A 17,684-nucleotide genomic window follows, 5' to 3' on the forward strand; every position below is an offset into this window, starting at 1 on the left:
GTGGGTGTTCCTTTTTGGCGCAAACCAAAAAACCGAGTAATAGTTTATGACAATTTTTACTCTTATGTTTATGAATAATTGTTGAAATTTGAATAAAACAGCAATAAGCACGAAAAAAAGCGCATTTTGATAAATTCAGCAGGGGGAGACAGAAGAAACCCTTATGGCATCAGGGTATCAGGTAGCCAAAGTAAAACTTTGGCTACCCGTAATTTACGCTTTGTGACGGTTATCAGGCAGGAATATGGTCAACATCCCAAGAAGTGGCAGGAAAGCGCAGATTTTATAAACCAGGAAGATACTGGTGTGATCCGCAACCATCCCTAACACTGCAGCACCAAGCCCACCCATGCCGAAGGCGAACCCGAAAAAGAGTCCGGAAACCATACCGATACGACCAGGTAACAGCTCTTGCGCATAGACAAGAATGGCGGAAAACGCGGAAGCGAGGATAAAACCAATAATCACGGTTAAAATTCCCGTCCATTCAAGGCTGGCGTACGGCAAAATAAGGGTAAACGGTGCCACGCCGAGAATAGAGCCCCAAATTACATATTTACGTCCAATCTTATCCCCCACAGGCCCGCCAATCACTGTCCCGGCAGCAACCGCAAACAGGAAGGCAAACAGGTGGATCTGCGCATTTTGTACCGATAATCCGAATTTTTGCATCAGATAAAAGGTGTAATAGCTGCTGATGCTCGCCATATAGAAATATTTCGAGAAAATCAGCACCAGCAGGACGGAAACCGCCAGGATAATCTTGTTACGCGGTAGAGGATTAATCACCTTCGCTTTAGGTTTACCCTTGTTCACCCGATGTTGAGCGGCATACCAGCGGCTGATCTGCGCCAGTACGATAATCGCCAGCAGTGCGGCTAGCACAAACCATGCCACGTTGCCTTTACCGTAAGGGGCAATAATCACCGCGGCCAATAGCGGGCCGAGAGAGCTACCAAAGTTACCGCCCACCTGGAAGAGTGACTGCGCCAGGCCGTGACGACCACCGGAGGCCATACGCGCCACGCGGGAGGATTCCGGGTGGAAGACCGACGAGCCGGTGCCCACCAGTGCGGCGGCGATTAACACCGCTTCAAAACTCCCAGCCATGGCCAGCAGTACCAGCCCGCTTAAGGTGAAACACATGCCAATCGGCAGCGACCATGGCATCGGGTATTTGTCCGTCCAGTAGCCCACTATTGGCTGCAGTAGCGAGGACGCGAGCTGGAAGGTCAGGGTGATCATCCCAATCTGCACGAAGGTTAAAGAGAACTCGGACTGCAGCAGCGGATAAATTGCCAGAATCAACGACTGAATCATATCGTTGAGCAGATGAGAAAGACTGATTGCACCTAAGACTTTAAAAGAGGTGCGCGATTTCGGCGGTGACGCCGGCACGCCCGGAACGGGCTGGGTTGATTCACTGATTGCCATAGAGAGAATTACCACGTCTTTAGTTATTAGAAGTGCAGGATGTAATTATTATCCAACTAACATACCTGTCAGGGGCATTTGAAGAAAGTCGCAATTCTGAAAACTTATTTGTCTATTATTGTGAGTCATTGTAATTTTTGCCTTTGTCTATTGGTCAGGGAGAGAAAAGATGAAGTTAATGAAGCGGGGCGTCGCGCTGGCGCTTATCGCCGCATGGGGCCTGGTAAGCCTGCCCGCGCAGGCATACGAAAAAGATAAAACCTACAAAATCACCATTCTGCATACCAACGATCACCACGGGCATTTCTGGCGCAGTGAATACGGCGAATATGGTCTGGCGGCGCAAAAAACGCTGGTGGATGGTATTCGTAAAGAGGTGGCGGCTCAGGGCGGCAGCGTGCTGTTGCTGTCCGGGGGAGATATCAACACCGGGGTACCGGAATCCGATTTACAGGATGCCGAGCCCGATTTTCGCGGTATGAATCTGATTGGTTACGATGCGATGGCCGTCGGCAACCACGAGTTTGATAATCCACTAACGGTACTGCGCCAGCAGGAAAAACTGGCAAAATTCCCGTTCCTCTCAGCCAATATTTACCAGAAAAGTACCGGCGAACGCCTGTTTAAACCCTGGGCGTTGTTTAAGCGCCAGGACCTGAAAATCGCTGTGATTGGCCTAACCACTGACGATACGGCGAAAATTGGTAATCCGGAGTTCTTTACCGATATCGAATTCCGTAAACCGGCAGACGAAGCAAAGCTGGTTATTCAGGAATTACAGCAGAACGAAAAGCCGGATGTGATTATTGCCACCACCCACATGGGGCACTATGACAATGGTGAACACGGCTCTAATGCGCCAGGTGACGTGGAGATGGCGCGCAGCCTGCCGGCTGGCTCGCTGGCAATGATTGTGGGCGGTCACTCACAGGATCCGGTCTGCATGGCCTCCGAGAATAAAAAGCAGGTTGATTACGTGCCAGGCACGCCGTGTGCCCCAGACCGTCAGAACGGCATCTGGATTGTGCAGGCGCATGAGTGGGGCAAATACGTAGGCCGGGCGGATTTTGAGTTCCGTAACGGCGAGATGAAACTGGTGCATTACCAGCTCATCCCGGTCAACCTGAAGAAGAAAGTCACTTATCCTGACGGGAAAAGTGAGCGCGTACTTTACACCCCGGAGATTGCTGAGAATCAGCAGATGCTCTCCCTGCTGACACCGTTCCAGAATAAAGGTAAGGCACAGCTGGATGTGAAGATTGGCACGCTCAATGGTCGTCTGGAAGGGGATCGTAGCAAAGTCCGCTTCGTGCAGACCAATATGGGGCATCTGGTGCTGGCAGCGCAAATGGCGCGTACCGGCGCTGATTTTGGCGTAATGAGCGGCGGCGGTATTCGTGATTCCATCGAAGGTGGAAACATTACCTATAAAGACGTTCTGAAGGTGCAGCCGTTCGGTAACGTGGTGGTCTATGCGGACATGAGCGGGAAAGAGGTCATGGACTACCTGACCGCCGTGGCGCAGATGAAGCCGGATTCCGGTGCCTATCCGCAGTTTGCCAACGTGAGCTTTGTGGCGAAAGACGGCAAGCTTAACGATCTGAAGATCAAAGGCGAACCGGTTGATCCGGCTAAAACGTACCGTCTGGCGACGTTAAGCTTTAACGCCACAGGTGGAGACGGCTATCCGCATATTGATAACAAACCAGGCTATGTGAACACCGGTTTTATCGACGCGGAAGTGCTGAAGCAGTTCATCGAGCAAAACTCGCCGATTGACGTGAATGCATACGAGCCGAAGGGTGAGGTGAGCTGGCAGTAGTGTGGTTGTTTTGCCGGGTAGCGGCTGCGCCTTACCCGGCTTTTCTCTTACTCCCGGCGTGCAATATCCGCAAATTTCGCGTCCAGCATTTTCGCCAGATCGCCCGCTGCGAGTTCAATATCCAGCCCGCGTTTGCCGCCGGATATAAAGATGGTTTCAAACTTCTGTGAAGGCGCATCTATCAGCGTCGGCAGCCGTTTTTTCTGCCCGAGTGGGCTGATCCCGCCGACCAGGTAGCCCGTGGTGCGTTGCGCAACCATTGGGTCTGCCATATCCACTTTTTTCGCGCCCAGCGCTTTCGCCACTTTCTTCAAGTCAAGCTGCCCGGCGACGGGCGTAACCGCGACGGCGAGGTGCTTCATGTCGCCATTCACGGCGACCAGCAGCGTTTTATAGACCTGGTCAGCGTTCAGCCCCAGTTTGCGCACCACTTCATCACCAAAATTGGTTTCATTCGGATCGTGATCGTAGGTATGGATCCGGAAAGGAATTTTGTTTTTTTCGAGTAATTTAACGGCGGGAGTCATAGCTATCCTTCTTACGACAGACAATTCATGCTCACAGCATACGCCTGACGTTTGTCTAAAAAATAGCACCATCTTGCGCAATAGTATTGGCAGTGATGGTCACTTTGAGCGACAATCGGCTCAACCGAAGGTCTCCTTCGGCATAATAAAAACGATGAAATTCCTCTTTGACGGGCCAATAGAAATATTGGCCATTTTTTTATTTCAACAGTGACGGCAAATTCCCTTCTCCGTACAAATGTAATGCACCTACTGCGACAACGTAATGCCCGGCAGGTAAGGCATGCAGCGTCTGCCGCCAGGCTTTATTACGCGCATTCATCAGCACATCATATAACGATTCACTAAACGTCGACGGTAAAGCCAGCTTACTGTCTGCGGGCGGAGCATCCAGCCACCAGCCGATCATGGTCTGCAGCAGGCGCGCGTTGGTGTGCCAGTGGGTCAGGGTATCATCCAGCAGCATCAGACCGTCGTCAGGCAGTTGTCGCAACAGCGCAATCTGGCTGTCCGTCCCTTCCAGTTCGATGATCGGCATCCTGCGTGCCCTTGCCATATTCAGTAACTGGTAATCAATGCCGTAATCACCGCGCAGACCCAGACGTTGCGCCTGCGTGGCCTGAAGCACCATGGCAATTTGCCAGAGCGGCAGAGCGTCGATCATCGAGAGCGACACGCCCGTCTCATCCGCGACGCGCGTCAGTTCCGCGAGCAGAGCATCATCCAGACGTTCTGCCAGGCTGAGAGTGCTCTCCAGACCGGCAAACGGTGATTCATGGCCCGAAATGTCCGCCTCAACAACCAGCGCATCGGCGCGCTTGAGAAGTTTTATCAGACCAGGAGGCAGGGGAGACATATCCTGCGTGCCCATATGGATGCTGCCCACCAGGTGCAGGTGCTGGCCGCCAGGAAGCGAGATATCCAGACCGGGCCAGGCATAACGGCGGGGGAATAGGGCGCGAAACGATGTTTTTATACGATTAAACAGACTCATACGCGCTCCATGAACGGAAAGGTTCATGCTAGCGCGTACGAGAACAAGGTTCAATCTTTCGGTTTAAACCGCAACAGTCGGTTGGCGTTGCTCACCACGGTGATGGAGGAGAGCGCCATGGCTGCACCTGCGACCACCGGGTTCAGCAGCGTGCCGGTCAGCGGCCACAAAATCCCGGCGGCAATCGGAATGCCGAAACTGTTGTAGATAAATGCCCCCAGCAGGTTCTGCTTCATGTTGCGCAACGTGGCTTTTGAAATGGCCAGCGCATCAGCAACGCCCATCAGACTATGGCGCATCAGCGTGATCGCTGCCGTCTCAATAGCGACATCGCTCCCGCCTCCCATGGCGATACCGACATCTGCCTGAGCCAGCGCAGGGGCATCGTTGATGCCGTCGCCGACCATTGCCACCTGACGACCCTGGCTTTGCAGTTTCTTGATTGCGTCAGCTTTACCGTCCGGCAGTACGCCAGCAATGACCTCATCAATACCGGCTTCTTTCGCAATGGCGTTGGCGGTGGTCGGGTTATCCCCGGTCAGCATGACCAGGCGATAACCTGCGCGGTGCAGGCGTTTTAAGGCATCCACACTGTCCTGGCGAAGCGGATCGCGCACGGCCAGCAGCGCGGCGGCTTTGCCATCCACCGCCAGCAGAACCGGCGTGGCGCCCTGAGACGCCTGCGCCTTCAACTCGCTTTCCAGCTCGGCAGTATCAATACCGTTTTCATTGAGCAATGCCTGGTTGCCCAGCAGCAGCGCGTGGCCTTCTGCTTCACCGCCGACGCCGAGCCCGCGCAGGGTGCGGAAATTGCTCACCTGCGGCAGGCTGGCATTCCCGGCTTTCTCAATAATCGCGCGAGCCAGAGGATGGCTGGAGCCTTGCTCAAGCGCGGCAGCAAGACGCAGTGCGTCATTTTCTGCCATACCTGTCGTATTCACGGCCACAACTTGCGGTTTGCCTTCGGTCAGCGTGCCGGTTTTATCAAACACCAGCGTGTCGAGCGTACTGGCGCGTTGCAGAGCATCGGCATCACGCACCAGCACGCCAAACTCGGCGGCGCGACCGACACCGGAGATAATCGACATCGGTGTGGCAAGACCGAGTGCACAAGGGCAGGCGATGATCAGCACCGTGGTGGCAATCACCAGGGTATAAACAATCTGCGGCGCGGGACCGAAAAAGTACCAGATAGCTGCACTCAGCAGGGCAATACCGACCACCACCGGAACAAAAATGGCTGAGATTTTATCAGCAAGCTGGCCAATCTCCGGCTTGCTGCTCTGCGCCTGGCGCACCATGCGAATAATACGCGACAGCGTCGTGTGGCTACCGACGGCGCTGGCGGTGAACAGCACGCTGCCGTCCTGCACCACCGTACCGGCATGAACGGCGTCACCGTGGGATTTCTGTTGCGGAATGGGTTCCCCGGTGAGCATCGCTTCGTCCAGCCAGGCATCACCCTGTGTGATAATACCGTCAACGGGAACGCGGTCACCCGTGGTCAGGCGCAGAGTCATACCGGGTTGAACCTCGGCCAGCGGGACGTTCTTTTCACCGTCCTCTGTGACTACCCGCGCGGTTGGCGGCGTTAAATCAAGTAATCTTTCCAGTGCTTTTGAGGAACGCTGACGCGCGCGCGCTTCGAGCATATGGCCTAAGTTGATCAGGCCGATAATCATCGCACTCGCTTCATAATAAAGATGTCGCGCTTCCATCGGGAACCACTGAGGCCAGACGTTAACGCTCATCGAATACAGCCATGCTGCCCCCGTACCAAGGGCAACCAGCGTATCCATCGTCGCAGTGCGATTCTTCAGGCTTTTCCAGGCGCTGGTATAAAAATGTCCGCCTGCAACGATCATCACCCCAAGGGTGATCAAACCGATCGCCAGCCACAGCGTGCGGTTATCGTCGGTGACCATCATGTTGTCGCCGAGCATGCCCCACACCATCACCGGAACCCCGACCAGCAGGGCCACTATTGCCTGCCAGCGGAAGCGTTTCATGGTGGCAACCGCCGTTTCCTGCTGACGTTCACGACGCTTTGCATCGTCTTCGATGGCTTCAGCGCCGTAGCCTGCTTTTTCAACGGCCTGCACTAAATCTGCGGCGGAGGCACTGCCCATCACCAGCGCGGTGCGCTCCGCAAGATTGACCCGTGCCTGCGCGACGCCCGGTACGGCCTGCAAGGCGTTTTGTACCCGGGAGACGCAGCTGGCGCAGCTCATGCCGTTGATCAGCAGCTGTTGGCTGTCATCAATATCATCAGCTACCGGAAGCTCAGGAGTGGCCGCTGTCAGTGCTTCCGACGGGGATGATGACTCTGCCAGCGGTTTAGCCTTTGGGTGGCTCAGCTCCGCCCCGTAACCGGCCTGCTTGATGGTATCAATCAGCGCATCCGCGCTGGCGCTACCGGTTACGGCGGCATGATCGATGGTAACTTCAGCGCTTTCAACGTCAGGACGCTGTTCCAGACTTTCTTTAACGCGTTTGACACAGTGGCCGCAGGAGAGGCCGTCCAATGTCAGGTCAATAGTGTGAGACATAACAAAACTCCCGTATAATGATCTGGTCAGTTGTTGACCAACATAACGCTTTTGGCTAACTGTTATGAAGGTTAAACCTTCCATCAAGGGGAAGGTCAAGGGGGAAATGTGAATATCAGTGATGTTGCGAAAAAAACCGGCTTAACCAGCAAAGCGATTCGCTTTTATGAAGAGAAAGGGCTGGTGACACCGCCGCTGCGCAGCGAAAACGGCTACCGTAGTTACACGCAACTGCATCTTGACGAACTGACGCTGCTGCGTCAGGCAAGACAGGTCGGCTTTAATCTGGAAGAGTGTGGCGAGCTGGTGAATCTGTTTAACGATCCGAAGCGTCACAGCGCTGATGTGAAAAAGCGCACGCTGGAAAAGGTGGCTGAGATTGAACGCCACATCACCGAACTACAGGCGATGCGCAAACAGCTGCTGGCGCTAGCGGAATCATGTCCGGGAGATGACAGCGCCGATTGCCCGATCATAGATAATCTTGCTGGCTGCTGCCATCGTAAGGCATCTGTTTAACAGGCTTTAACCCGCAGAGTTATTCCTTCTACCGCAACGACCTCAACCCGCGTTCCGGCGCTGAGGTCATCGTCGGCCACGACAGGCCACGAACTGTCGCCCACGCGCATATGTCCACGCCCGTTCACCAGCGCGGTGTCGAGCGTAAAACGCTGGCCGACAATCTGCTGCCCGCGCTGATTAAGGTGCGCATCTAACGGTTTCTGCTCGTTAACCCGTCGGTTAAGCCAGCGCCACCACAGCCATGCAGCCACCAGTGTCAGTACGGCAAACAACGCACCTTGCCACGCCCAGTCGAGCGGCAGAAGCCACACGAGCAGCCCGGTAATCACGGCGGCGACACCGCTCCAGAGCAGGTAGCCGTTACCGCCCAGCATCTCAGCGGCCAGCAATAACCCCCCGAGGCTTAGCCAGAAAGCGTGAGGATGTGCGGCGATGAGCTCAATCATTTTTTACGCTCGTTTCCGCTGTCTTTGATCAGTTCAGCGATCCCGGCAATAGAGCCCATCAGGCTGCTGGCATCCAGCGGCATCATGACCACTTTGCTGTTGTTTGCTGAGCCGATCTGTTTCAGCGCGTCGGTATATTTTTGCGCGACAAAGTAGTTCACGGCCTGGATATCACCAGCAGCAATCGCCTCTGACACCATCTGGGTGGCACGAGCTTCCGCTTCGGCTGAACGTTCACGCGCTTCCGCCTGGAGGAACGCAGACTGGCGATCGCCCTCGGCTTTGAGGATCTGCGACTGTTTTTCCCCTTCCGCTTTGAGGATCTCGGCCTGGCGTACCCCTTCAGCTTCAAGAATATAGGCACGTTTGGTTCGCTCAGCCTTCATCTGGGCGTTCATGGAGGCGATCAGTTCAGCCGGCGGGCGAACGTCGCGGATCTCAATACGGGTGACTTTGATCCCCCACGGATTCGTCGCTTCATCGACAATGTGCAGCAGTCGGGTATTGATGCTGTCTCGCTGTGAGAGCATCTCATCCAGCTCCATCGAACCCAGTACGGTACGGATATTGGTCATCGTCAGGTTAACGATAGCCAGCTCCAGATTGCTCACCTCATAGGCCGCTTTTGGCGCATCAATTACCTGAATAAAACAGACGGCATCAATGGTGACATTGGCGTTATCCTTAGAAATCACTTCCTGAGAAGGAATATCCAGCACCTGTTCCATCATGTTGATCTTACGACCAATTCTGTCCATGAAAGGGACAATCAGGCTTAAACCAGGTTGTAATGTGTTGGTGTAACGTCCGAAACGCTCGACTGTCCACTGGTAACCCTGCGGGACAATTTTGACGCCAGCGCCGACAATAACCAGCGCAACAAAAATAAGGACAGGAACAACGATGAGCATAAAAACCTCCTGTTTTGCATGCTGTGGCGGAAACCATATGGCTGTTTGTTGACCCTAAGTATACGAGGAAAGTCGCCATACAATCACTAATCGCCGTAGACTACTGCTAATTATTGGGATGAAGGCAGGAAATAACATGAAGGATAACAGCGCGATTTTAACAATCGCGGATGTAGGCTACCGTGTGGGTGAAACCACTATTCTGAATAATGTCAGCTTTACCGTTTCGCCGGGGGAGTTTCGTTTGATCACCGGGCCTTCGGGCTGCGGGAAAAGTACGCTGCTAAAAATCATTGCCTCGCTGCTCAGCCCCACCTCAGGCAAGATTTTTTTTGAGGGGAAGGATATTGCAACGCTCTCTCCTGAGGCGTATCGCCAGCAGGTATCATACTCGGTACAGACGCCCACGCTCTTCGGCGATACGGTGTATGACAACCTGATTTTTCCCTGGAAAATTCGCAATAAGACGCCCGATCCTGAGCGGTTATCGGCCGATCTGGAACGTTTTGGCTTGCCGCAGGAGACGCTGACCAAAGCCGTGAGTGAGTTGTCGGGTGGAGAAAAGCAACGTGTCTCGCTGATCCGTAACCTGCAATTTTTACCCAGGGTGCTGTTGCTGGACGAAATCACCAGCGCGCTGGATGAGGCCAATAAGCGCAACGTTAACGACATCATTCATCATTACGCCAGTAAGCAGAATGTTGCCGTGCTGTGGGTGACGCACGACGCTAACGAAATAACCCATGCGGATGACGTGATTACGCTCCAGCCGCACGGTGGGAAAATGCAGGAGGCTAACCGTGGGTGAGCATAATATTACCAATGAATCCCTGGCGTTTTCGATGGTGCTGGTGCTGATTGCGATTGTGGTCAGCTACCGGGAAAAGCTGGGGCTGGAAAAAGATATTCTGTGGAGTATCTGCCGGGCGGTTATTCAGCTGATTATTGTCGGCTATGTGCTGAAGTATATTTTCAACGTCAACCACGCCGTGCTGACGCTGCTGATGGTGCTTTTTATCTGCTTTAACGCAGCGTGGAATGCGCAAAAACGCAGTAAGTACATTGATAAGGCCTTTATCTCGTCGTTTATTGCCATTACGACCGGGACGGCGCTCACGCTGGCAGTGCTGGTGCTCTCTGGTTCAATTGCGTTTACGCCAATGCAGGTCATCCCCATTTCCGGAATGATCGCCGGAAACGCGATGGTTGCCGTGGGGCTGTGTTACAACAATCTGGGCCAGCGGTTCAGCAGTGAACAGCAGCAGTTGCAGGAGAAGTTAAGCCTGGGGGCAACGCCTAAAATGGCCTCGGCGCGGCTGATCCGTGAGAGCATCCGTTCATCGCTGATCCCGACGGTGGATTCTGCCAAAACGGTGGGACTGGTGAGCCTGCCGGGTATGATGTCAGGGCTGATTTTTGCCGGTATCGATCCGGTAAAAGCGATTAAGTATCAGATTATGGTAACGTTTATGTTGCTCTCAACGGCGAGCCTGTCAACCATCATTGCCTGTTACCTGACCTACCGGAAGTTCTATAACGCGCGCCACCAGCTGGTGGTGACGCAGTTGAAAAAGACGGGATAATATCGGCTTTTGTCGGCCCGGTAAGGCGAAGCCGCCCCCGGGCAAAGTGCATCAATACAGCAGCGCGTACAGCTGACGACGATACTTCGACGCCAGCGCGTCGCCGGTGCCCAACGCGGCCAGAATTTCCTGGAACATCTTACGCGCCTGGCCGTCTGCGGCAGCCAGATCTTTTTGCAGATGGCTAAACAGCAGCTCCAGTGCTTCTTCGTTACGCCCTACCTGATGCAGCTGCAGCGCCAGCTGGCTTGCCAGCGCGGCATCGGCCGGGTTGTCAGCTACCTGCTGTTGCAACTGCTGAATTTCCGGGGTGTCTGCCGCCTGCTTCAGCAGCTCAATTTGCGCGACCAGCCCCTGGTAACGGGTGTCCTGATCCTGAAGTGGAACCGTCTTCAGCACGGCTTCTGCGTCTTCTGAGCGGTGTAGCGCAATCTGCGTTTCCGCCAGCAGCAGACCAATCTGGCTGTTTTGCTTCGACAACTGCCATGCCTCTTTGAGCAGCGGCAGCGCCTCGTCATATTTGCCTTCCTGCATTAGCTCCATGCCTTCCTGCGCTTTCAGCTCTTCTTCACGCGGCAGGACTTTATCCAGCAGAGCGCGAATAGCCTCTTCCGGCTGCGGCCCCTGGAAACCATCAACAGGCTGACCGTTCTGGAAAAGATAGACGGTTGGAATCGCGCGCAGACCAAACTGAGATGCCACCATTGGCTCGGCGTCACAATCCAGTTTGGCGAGAATGAACTGACCGTTGTACTGTGCGGCAAGGCTTTCCAGTACCGGCGTCAGCTGCAGGCAGTGCTGGCTTCGCTCAGACCAGAAGTAGAACAGCACCGGTTTGGTCATTGACTGTTCGAGGGTCTGTTGCAGGTTTGCTTCAGTAATATTGACGATATTCTGTACGGACATGCGGCTTTCTCTTTTGTCGGTTTGTTCTTTACATGGGGGTGAGCGTCGTTGCTTCAACTCAACCGTGTAAAATTTTGTCCATCATCCGGCCCGGCAGCAGGCGTTTTAACCAGCCTACGGCATGGGTGACCAGCGTCACCGGATAGCGAATTTTTGGATTTTCACTCTCAAAAGCATGGCGCACTTTCGCGACAACCGCTTCCGGCCCGAGGGTAAAACGTGCGGCGATGCCAGGGTTTTCGACCGGTTTGTCCGCCTGCGTCTGGTTGACGTTTTCGGTAAAGCGGGTGCGGATGGGGCCGGGTTCAATCAGGCTGACCTTAATGCCGCTGTGACGCAACTCCATGCGCAGGGCGTCAGACCAGGCCTCCAGCGCATATTTGCTGGCGGCGTAGGCGCCGCGGCCTGGGGTGGAGATCAGGCCCATCACCGAGGAGGTCATCACGATACGTCCTTCACCGTGCGGCAGCATGGCGGGGAGCAGGCGCATAGTCAGTTGATGCACGCCGAAGAAGTTGGTCGAAAACTGTTTTTCCAGCGTTTCGCGGGAGAGCGTATCCAGCGGGCCATACACGCCGTAGCCGGCATTGTTAAAGAGCCCGTACAGACGATTATCGGTCAGCGCGATCACTTCATCGGCGGCGCGTTCAACGCTCTCCGGCGAGTCCATATCCAGCAGCACGCCGGTAAAGCCCAGCCCGTTCATGCGTTCGACATCGTCGGGTTTGCGGCAGGCCGCCAGGACCCGAAACCCCTGGCGCTTCAGTTCGAGCGCGCTTTCCAGGCCGATTCCACTGGAACATCCTGTAATTAAGACCGATTTTTGCATAACTTTACCTGTCAGGATCTCCGCTTAATCAGGAGTCATGTTTAACTAAAGGGGCCAGCCGCGTTGCCATCCAGTCGGCAATAAACGGCTGAGCATCGCGATTGGGGTGGATCCCATCGTCTTGCATCCATTGGGGTTTGAGATAGACCTCTTCCATGAAAAATGGCAGCAGCGGAATATCAAACTCTTTGGCAAGCTTTGGGTAGATCGCGCTAAAGGCCTCATTATACCGACGACCGTAGTTAGCGGGCAGGCGAATTTGCATCAGCAGCGGCTGGGCGTTTGCCGCCTTGATGTCCTGCAGAATGGTGCGCAGCGTCTGTTCTGTTTGCTGAGGCTGAAAACCGCGCAGGCCATCATTGCCGCCAAGCTCAACCAGCACCCATCGCGGCTGATGCTGTTTGAGCAGTGCAGGCAGGCGCGACAGGCCCTGCTGCGAGGTATCACCGCTGATGCTGGCGTTAATTACCGACGTCTTGCTCTGCCATTTATCATTGAGCAAAGCAGGCCAGGCCGCGCTGGCGGCCATGCGATAGCCTGCACTCAGGCTGTCGCCGAGAACCAGTAACGTGTCCGCTGCCGCCGCGCGGAAGGTCATCAGAATCATAAACAGGAAGGGCAAATGCCAGCGGAAAACAGTGTTGAAGTTCATCGTCTTAAGAAATCCGTCGGTCAGGGGGAACACGAGCTTTCCATCCTTACTGGAGTTGAACTCGTTGTCAAACGCGCTGAAACCATCGCGCTGATTGGCGAATCCGGTTCCGGTAAGTCTACGCTGCTGGCAATTTTGGCGGGTCTGGACGACGGAAGCAGCGGAGAGGTCCACCTTGTCGGGCAACCGCTGCATCAGCTTGATGAAGAGGCGCGCGCTGCGCTGCGTGCGCGACACATCGGTTTTGTTTTTCAGTCCTTTATGCTTATTCCGACGCTGAACGCGCTGGAAAACGTCGAACTCCCGGCGCTTCTGCGCGGCGAAAATAGCCGTGAAAGCCGCGCGCATGCAAAGGCCTTACTGGAGCAACTGGGGTTGGGCAAACGCCTCGACCATCTTCCGGCACAGCTTTCCGGCGGGGAGCAACAGCGCGTGGCGCTGGCGCGCGCGTTTAACGGTCGTCCGGAGGTACTGTTCGCTGATGAGCCTACCGGTAACCTTGACCGTAAAACCGGGGACAAGATTGCTGACCTGCTGTTTTCGCTCAACCGTGAACATGGCACTACGCTGATCCTCGTGACCCACGACCCGCAACTTGCCGCCCGCTGTGACCGTCGTCTGCGGCTGGTCAACGGTGTTCTTCAGGAGGAAGCATGATTGCCCGCTGGTTCTGGCGCGAGTGGCGCTCGCCCTCGCTGCTGATAGTCTGGCTGGCCTTAAGCCTGGCGGTAGCGTGCGTGCTGGCGCTCGGCAGCGTCAGCGACCGCATGGAGAAAGGGCTCAGTCAGCAAAGCCGGGAGTTTATGGCGGGAGACAGGGCGCTACAAAGTTCACGCGCGGTTCCGCCGGGCTGGATTGATGAAGCGCGCAAGCGGGGGCTCAAGGTCGGGGAGCAGATAAGCTTCCAGACCATGACCTTCGCGGGCGAAACGCCGCAGCTGGCAAGCGTCAAAGCCGTCGATGACATCTACCCGATGTATGGCGAACTGCAAACCAGCCCACCAGGGTTGAAACCCAAACCCGGCACGGTGCTGCTGGCACCGCGCCTGATGGCGCTGTTGAACCTGAAAACGGGCGACAGCATTGATGTCGGTGATGCTACGCTGAAAATTGCCGGGGAAGTGGTTCAGGAACCTGACTCCGGGTTTAATCCGTTCCAGCTCGCGCCGCGATTACTGATGAACACCGCCGATGTGGCGAAAACCAATGCCGTACAGCCGGGCAGCCGCGTCACCTGGCGCTATAAGTTTGGCGGCACGCCTGCCCAGCTTGACGCGTATGAAAAATGGCTTCTGCCGCAGTTAAAACCGGAACACCGATGGTACGGGCTGGAGCAGGACGAGGGAGCGCTCGGTAAGTCCCTCGAGCGTTCTCAGCAGTTCCTGCTGCTTTCGGCCCTGTTAACGCTATTGCTGGCAGTGGCGGCAGTTGCCGTCGCAATGGGGCACTACTGCCGCAGCCGTTACGATTTGGTGGCGGTTCTCAAAACGCTGGGTGCGGGCAGGGTGCAGTTGCGTAAGCTGATTGTCGGCCAGTGGCTGATGCTGCTGCTTTTCTCGGCCTTCACCGGCGGGGTAATGGGATTGCTGTTCGAAAAACTACTGATGGTGATGCTGAAACCGGTGCTCCCGGCAGCATTGCCGCCGGCCAGCCTCTGGCCGTGGCTGTGGGCGATGGGCGCGATGACGGTAATCTCGGTGCTGGTGGGGCTCCGTCCGTACCGGCTGTTGATTGCGACGCAGCCGCTGCGTGTTTTACGCCGTGACGTCGTGGCAAACGTCTGGCCGCTGAAGTTCTACCTTCCTGTGATAATCGCGGTGGCGGTTGGGCTGCTGGCCTGGCTGATGGGGGGCAGCACTCTGCTTTGGGCAGTACTGTCCGGGGCAGTTGTTCTGGCGCTGCTGTGCGGCGTACTGGGCTGGATACTGCTCAATATTCTGAAAAAAATCACGGTAAAATCGCTTCCCGTGCGGCTGGCAGTGAACCGTCTGCTGCATCAGCCCTGGTCGACGCTCAGCCAGCTTTCGGCGTTTTCGCTGTCGTTTATGCTGTTGGCACTTCTGCTGGTACTGCGAGGCGATCTGCTGGATCGCTGGCAGCAGCAGCTTCCGCCGGAAAGCCCAAACTATTTCCTGATCAATATCGCGCCTGAGCAGGTCACGCCGCTGAAGGGATTTCTGTCGGAGCATCACATTATCCCCGAGTCGTTCTACCCCATCGTTCGCGCACGGCTGACGCAGATCAACGGTCAGTCAACGGAGGGGAACAAGGACGAGTCGCTTAACCGCGAGCTGAACCTTACCTGGCAGGAGAAACGCCCTGACCACAACCCGATAACCGCCGGCACCTGGCCGCCGAAAGCGGGAGAGGTGTCGATGGAGGAGGGGCTGGCGACGCGCCTGAACGTGAAGCTGGGTGACAGCGTCACCTTCACAGGCGATACCCAGGATTTCACCGCGAAAGTCACCAGCCTGCGTAAAGTGGACTGGGAAAGCCTGCGGCCCAACTTCTTCTTCATCTTCCCGCCGGGGGCGCTGGACGGACAACCGCAGAGCTGGCTGACCAGCTTCCGCTGGGAAAACGGCAACGGCATGCTGACGCAGCTTAACCGGGAATTCCCGACGGTCAGCCTGCTGGATATCGGGGCGATCCTGAAGCAGGTGGGACAGGTGCTGGAGCAGGTGAGCCGCGCACTGGAGGTGATGGTGGTGCTGGTTACGATCTGTGGCGTGCTGTTGCTGCTGGCCCAGGTACAGGTGAGGATGCGCCAGCGCCATCAGGAGCTGGTGGTTTACCGCACGCTGGGAGCCGGTAAGCGGCTGCTGCAGGCGACACTCTGGAGTGAATTCGCACTGCTGGGGCTGGTGGCGGGTCTGGTCGCGGCCATTGGTGCAGAGACGGCGCTGGCTGTCCTGCAGACAAAGGTCTTCGACTTCCCATGGGAGCCTGACTGGCGTCTTTGGCTGACATTGCCTCTCTTTGGTGCGGTACTGCTTTCCCTCTGTGGAGGCTGGCTCGGTACACGCTTGTTAAAGGGCAAAGCCCTGTTCCGCCAGTTTGAGAGTTGATTCAATGTGGTGATAATTACGCACCGGTTTTTATATCGGTGCGTAGTAATTTAATGGCACAAAAAGATAATACCCACTCATTTAGTAGCACAAAACATTAAAAAACCGTCCACACAGACTGATTATTTCCAGTTAATATTCACCCGCTAAATATTTAGCAGCGTGTCTATTAAGGAAAAATAATGACTATAAAAAAATCAGCGCTGGCGGTTACGATCGGCGCGGCAGTGGCATTGACTACCTTCGCTTCTCAGGCAGAAATCACCGTTCTTAAACAGGATCCTCAGGCGGGCGATCCACTGAGCCGTCTGAACTTCACCGTGGGCGGCAGTATCCGTCCTCAGTTCAACATGATGACGGGCGATGGCGACAAAGGTTCCTACAAACGTAATGGCTTCGACGGCGGTACCCGTTTCCGTTTCGCAGCCGATTACTACCTGTTTGATGACATCAGTTGGGTAAGCTACTACGAGCTGGGCGTGAACATTCCTGCGCTGTTCGACTGGGACAACCACTACAAAGAAGGCGCGAACAACACTACTCGCCGTATGTTGTACACCGGTCTGAAGAGCGATACCTGGGGTACGCTGACCTTCGGTCAACAGAACAGCGTTTACTATGATGTGGTTGGCGTGAAAACCGATATCTGGGACTACGACATGATCGGTCAGGCACCAGGTAACGGTATCAACGGTGACTACGACGGTTCTTATCGTTCACGCAACATGCTGAAATATAAGAAAACCGTTGGCGATGCTGACATTTATGCATCCTACCTGTTTGAAGACAGCGAATACCTGCCGGGCAACGGCCTGCGCTACAAGCGTAAAGGCGGTGGTTCACTGGGTCTGGATTATCACCTGACTAAAGATCTGACCTGGGGTACGGCGTGGAACTACACCCGCGCCGACATGCGTAACCCGGACAACGGCGACAGCAAAACCTACGATCAGAACATCCTCGGTACTGCTCTGAGCTGGAAACCTGACAACTGGACCTTCTCCTTTGGCGGCGGCTGGTACCAGAACTTCCTGACCACCAAAAAAGTGTCTGTTAACGACTACTTTGCGGGCGACGCGTGGGGTATTGAATACTTCGCAGGGTATAAATTCCCAATCAATCAGTATGCGGTTAAATCCATCCAGCCTTACTTCATGGGCGATCGCATCGAGTACGTGAACGGCCGTAACTACCAGCGCATCGACAACGGTGTGGGTATCAGCTTCCAGCTGGATTATGGTTTCCGTGTTGATTACGAACACGTATTCACCTCCAGCACCGACGATCTGGGCGATATGAACCTGGTCCGTCTGCGTTACGACTTCTAAGTGATCTTGTAGGGTGCGGCCTGATGCCCTCACCCTGACCCTCTCCCACGGGGAGAGGGAACAAACATTAAAAACGGCAACCCTGGTTGCCGTTTTGCTTTTACCTCGTCACC

Annotated in this window: 16 protein-coding genes; 7 read left to right on the forward strand and 9 right to left on the reverse strand. The window is 55.2% G+C overall.

Going from position 1 to position 17,684, the window contains the following annotated elements:
- Nucleotides 1–213 precede the first annotated feature (213 nt).
- Nucleotides 214–1,434: an MFS transporter gene (locus ACLHV9_RS05535; protein WP_028017600.1), complete on the reverse strand. Its 1,221-nt coding sequence runs from the start codon at nt 1,432–1,434 to the stop codon at nt 214–216.
- Nucleotides 1,435–1,603: 169 nt separating this feature from the next.
- Between ACLHV9_RS05535 and ushA the strand changes: the two genes are divergently transcribed.
- Complete coding sequence (gene ushA / locus ACLHV9_RS05540; RefSeq protein WP_407220233.1) at nt 1,604–3,256, forward strand: bifunctional UDP-sugar hydrolase/5'-nucleotidase UshA; 1,653 nt, start codon at nt 1,604–1,606, stop codon at nt 3,254–3,256.
- A 47-nt stretch (nt 3,257–3,303) separates the two neighbouring features.
- Here ushA and ybaK read toward each other — a convergent pair whose 3' ends face one another.
- The 3 genes from ybaK to copA all read right to left on the reverse strand — a co-directional run bounded on the left by ybaK (nt 3,304) and on the right by copA (nt 7,326).
- Nucleotides 3,304–3,783 carry a Cys-tRNA(Pro)/Cys-tRNA(Cys) deacylase YbaK gene (gene ybaK / locus ACLHV9_RS05545; protein ID WP_108090758.1) on the reverse strand — a complete coding sequence of 160 codons (480 nt, stop codon included), beginning with the start codon at nt 3,781–3,783 and terminating at the stop codon, nt 3,304–3,306.
- Nucleotides 3,784–3,982: 199 nt separating this feature from the next.
- Nucleotides 3,983–4,777, reverse strand: coding sequence for a TraB/GumN family protein (locus ACLHV9_RS05550; protein ID WP_028017597.1), 795 nt, complete (start codon nt 4,775–4,777; stop codon nt 3,983–3,985).
- A 50-nt stretch (nt 4,778–4,827) separates the two neighbouring features.
- Complete coding sequence (gene copA, locus ACLHV9_RS05555; RefSeq protein ID WP_407220234.1) at nt 4,828–7,326, reverse strand: copper-exporting P-type ATPase CopA; 2,499 nt, start codon at nt 7,324–7,326, stop codon at nt 4,828–4,830.
- A gap of 108 nt (nt 7,327–7,434) precedes the next feature.
- Between copA and cueR the strand changes: the two genes are divergently transcribed.
- Nucleotides 7,435–7,845, forward strand: a complete 411-nt coding sequence (cueR, locus tag ACLHV9_RS05560; RefSeq protein WP_049007462.1) for a Cu(I)-responsive transcriptional regulator — start codon at nt 7,435–7,437, stop codon at nt 7,843–7,845.
- Here cueR and ACLHV9_RS05565 read toward each other — a convergent pair.
- A complete protein-coding gene (locus ACLHV9_RS05565; protein ID WP_028017594.1) occupies nt 7,842–8,294 on the reverse strand; it encodes an NfeD family protein in 453 nt (150 codons plus the stop codon). The genes cueR and ACLHV9_RS05565 overlap by 4 nt on opposite strands.
- Nucleotides 8,291–9,205 (reverse strand): SPFH domain-containing protein, encoded by a 915-nt coding sequence (locus ACLHV9_RS05570; protein WP_024906863.1) that lies wholly within the window; start codon nt 9,203–9,205, stop codon nt 8,291–8,293. The genes ACLHV9_RS05565 and ACLHV9_RS05570 overlap by 4 nt, the downstream gene beginning before the upstream one ends.
- A 136-nt stretch (nt 9,206–9,341) precedes the next feature.
- Here ACLHV9_RS05570 and fetA point away from each other — a divergent pair, with 136 nt between their 5' ends.
- A complete protein-coding gene (gene fetA / locus ACLHV9_RS05575) occupies nt 9,342–10,013 on the forward strand; it encodes an iron efflux ABC transporter ATP-binding subunit FetA (protein ID WP_049007461.1) in 672 nt (223 codons plus the stop codon).
- Nucleotides 10,006–10,788: an iron efflux ABC transporter permease subunit FetB gene (gene fetB, locus ACLHV9_RS05580; RefSeq protein ID WP_028017592.1), complete on the forward strand. Its 783-nt coding sequence runs from the start codon at nt 10,006–10,008 to the stop codon at nt 10,786–10,788. The genes fetA and fetB overlap by 8 nt, the downstream gene beginning before the upstream one ends.
- Nucleotides 10,789–10,839: 51 nt before the next feature.
- On the opposite strand, the gene ACLHV9_RS05585 is transcribed toward fetB, so the two are convergent.
- Genes ACLHV9_RS05585 through tesA form a run of 3 tightly spaced genes read right to left on the reverse strand, consistent with a single transcriptional unit; the run spans nt 10,840 to nt 13,175 of the window.
- Nucleotides 10,840–11,694, reverse strand: a complete 855-nt coding sequence (locus tag ACLHV9_RS05585) for a co-chaperone YbbN (protein ID WP_249488885.1) — start codon at nt 11,692–11,694, stop codon at nt 10,840–10,842.
- 58 nt (nt 11,695–11,752) lie between these two features.
- On the reverse strand, nt 11,753–12,523 hold the full coding sequence (locus ACLHV9_RS05590; protein WP_049007459.1) for an SDR family oxidoreductase: 771 nt from the start codon (nt 12,521–12,523) through the stop codon (nt 11,753–11,755).
- Between the two features lie 28 nt (nt 12,524–12,551).
- Nucleotides 12,552–13,175, reverse strand: a complete 624-nt coding sequence (tesA, locus tag ACLHV9_RS05595; RefSeq protein WP_407220235.1) for a multifunctional acyl-CoA thioesterase I/protease I/lysophospholipase L1 — start codon at nt 13,173–13,175, stop codon at nt 12,552–12,554.
- Here tesA and ybbA point away from each other — a divergent pair.
- The 3 genes from ybbA to ACLHV9_RS05610 all read left to right on the forward strand — a co-directional run bounded on the left by ybbA (nt 13,146) and on the right by ACLHV9_RS05610 (nt 17,571).
- The gene (gene ybbA, locus ACLHV9_RS05600; protein ID WP_028017748.1) at nt 13,146–13,832 is read left to right on the forward strand and encodes a putative ABC transporter ATP-binding protein YbbA; all 687 of its coding nucleotides are present in this window, start codon (nt 13,146–13,148) and stop codon (nt 13,830–13,832) included. The genes tesA and ybbA overlap by 30 nt on opposite strands.
- Nucleotides 13,829–16,243, forward strand: a complete 2,415-nt coding sequence (gene ybbP / locus ACLHV9_RS05605) for a putative ABC transporter permease subunit YbbP (protein ID WP_108090671.1) — start codon at nt 13,829–13,831, stop codon at nt 16,241–16,243. Before ybbA ends, ybbP begins: the two co-directional genes overlap by 4 nt.
- A 182-nt stretch (nt 16,244–16,425) precedes the next feature.
- The gene (locus tag ACLHV9_RS05610) at nt 16,426–17,571 is read left to right on the forward strand and encodes a porin (RefSeq protein WP_049007457.1); all 1,146 of its coding nucleotides are present in this window, start codon (nt 16,426–16,428) and stop codon (nt 17,569–17,571) included.
- Nucleotides 17,572–17,684: the final 113 nt, after the last annotated feature.

This window comes from Enterobacter sp. CPE_E890, assembly GCF_046521475.1.
Lineage (GTDB): Bacteria > Pseudomonadota > Gammaproteobacteria > Enterobacterales > Enterobacteriaceae > Enterobacter > Enterobacter adelaidei.

Excerpts from the sequence above, each read along its gene's own strand:
- ACLHV9_RS05535 (WP_028017600.1), bottom strand. The coding sequence starts at position 1,434 with ATGGCAATCAGTGAATCAACCCAGCCCGTTCCGGGCGTGCCGGCGTCA.
- ushA (WP_407220233.1), top strand. The coding sequence starts at position 1,604 with ATGAAGTTAATGAAGCGGGGCGTCGCGCTGGCGCTTATCGCCGCATGG.
- ybaK (WP_108090758.1), bottom strand. The coding sequence starts at position 3,783 with ATGACTCCCGCCGTTAAATTACTCGAAAAAAACAAAATTCCTTTCCGG.
- ACLHV9_RS05550 (WP_028017597.1), bottom strand. The coding sequence starts at position 4,777 with ATGAGTCTGTTTAATCGTATAAAAACATCGTTTCGCGCCCTATTCCCC.
- copA (WP_407220234.1), bottom strand. The coding sequence starts at position 7,326 with ATGTCTCACACTATTGACCTGACATTGGACGGCCTCTCCTGCGGCCAC.
- ACLHV9_RS05565 (WP_028017594.1), bottom strand. The coding sequence starts at position 8,294 with ATGATTGAGCTCATCGCCGCACATCCTCACGCTTTCTGGCTAAGCCTC.
- ACLHV9_RS05570 (WP_024906863.1), bottom strand. The coding sequence starts at position 9,205 with ATGCTCATCGTTGTTCCTGTCCTTATTTTTGTTGCGCTGGTTATTGTC.
- fetA (WP_049007461.1), top strand. The coding sequence starts at position 9,342 with ATGAAGGATAACAGCGCGATTTTAACAATCGCGGATGTAGGCTACCGT.
- ACLHV9_RS05585 (WP_249488885.1), bottom strand. The coding sequence starts at position 11,694 with ATGTCCGTACAGAATATCGTCAATATTACTGAAGCAAACCTGCAACAG.
- ACLHV9_RS05590 (WP_049007459.1), bottom strand. The coding sequence starts at position 12,523 with ATGCAAAAATCGGTCTTAATTACAGGATGTTCCAGTGGAATCGGCCTG.
- ybbA (WP_028017748.1), top strand. The coding sequence starts at position 13,146 with ATGCCAGCGGAAAACAGTGTTGAAGTTCATCGTCTTAAGAAATCCGTC.
- tesA (WP_407220235.1), bottom strand. The coding sequence starts at position 13,175 with ATGAACTTCAACACTGTTTTCCGCTGGCATTTGCCCTTCCTGTTTATG.
- ybbP (WP_108090671.1), top strand. The coding sequence starts at position 13,829 with ATGATTGCCCGCTGGTTCTGGCGCGAGTGGCGCTCGCCCTCGCTGCTG.
- ACLHV9_RS05610 (WP_049007457.1), top strand. The coding sequence starts at position 16,426 with ATGACTATAAAAAAATCAGCGCTGGCGGTTACGATCGGCGCGGCAGTG.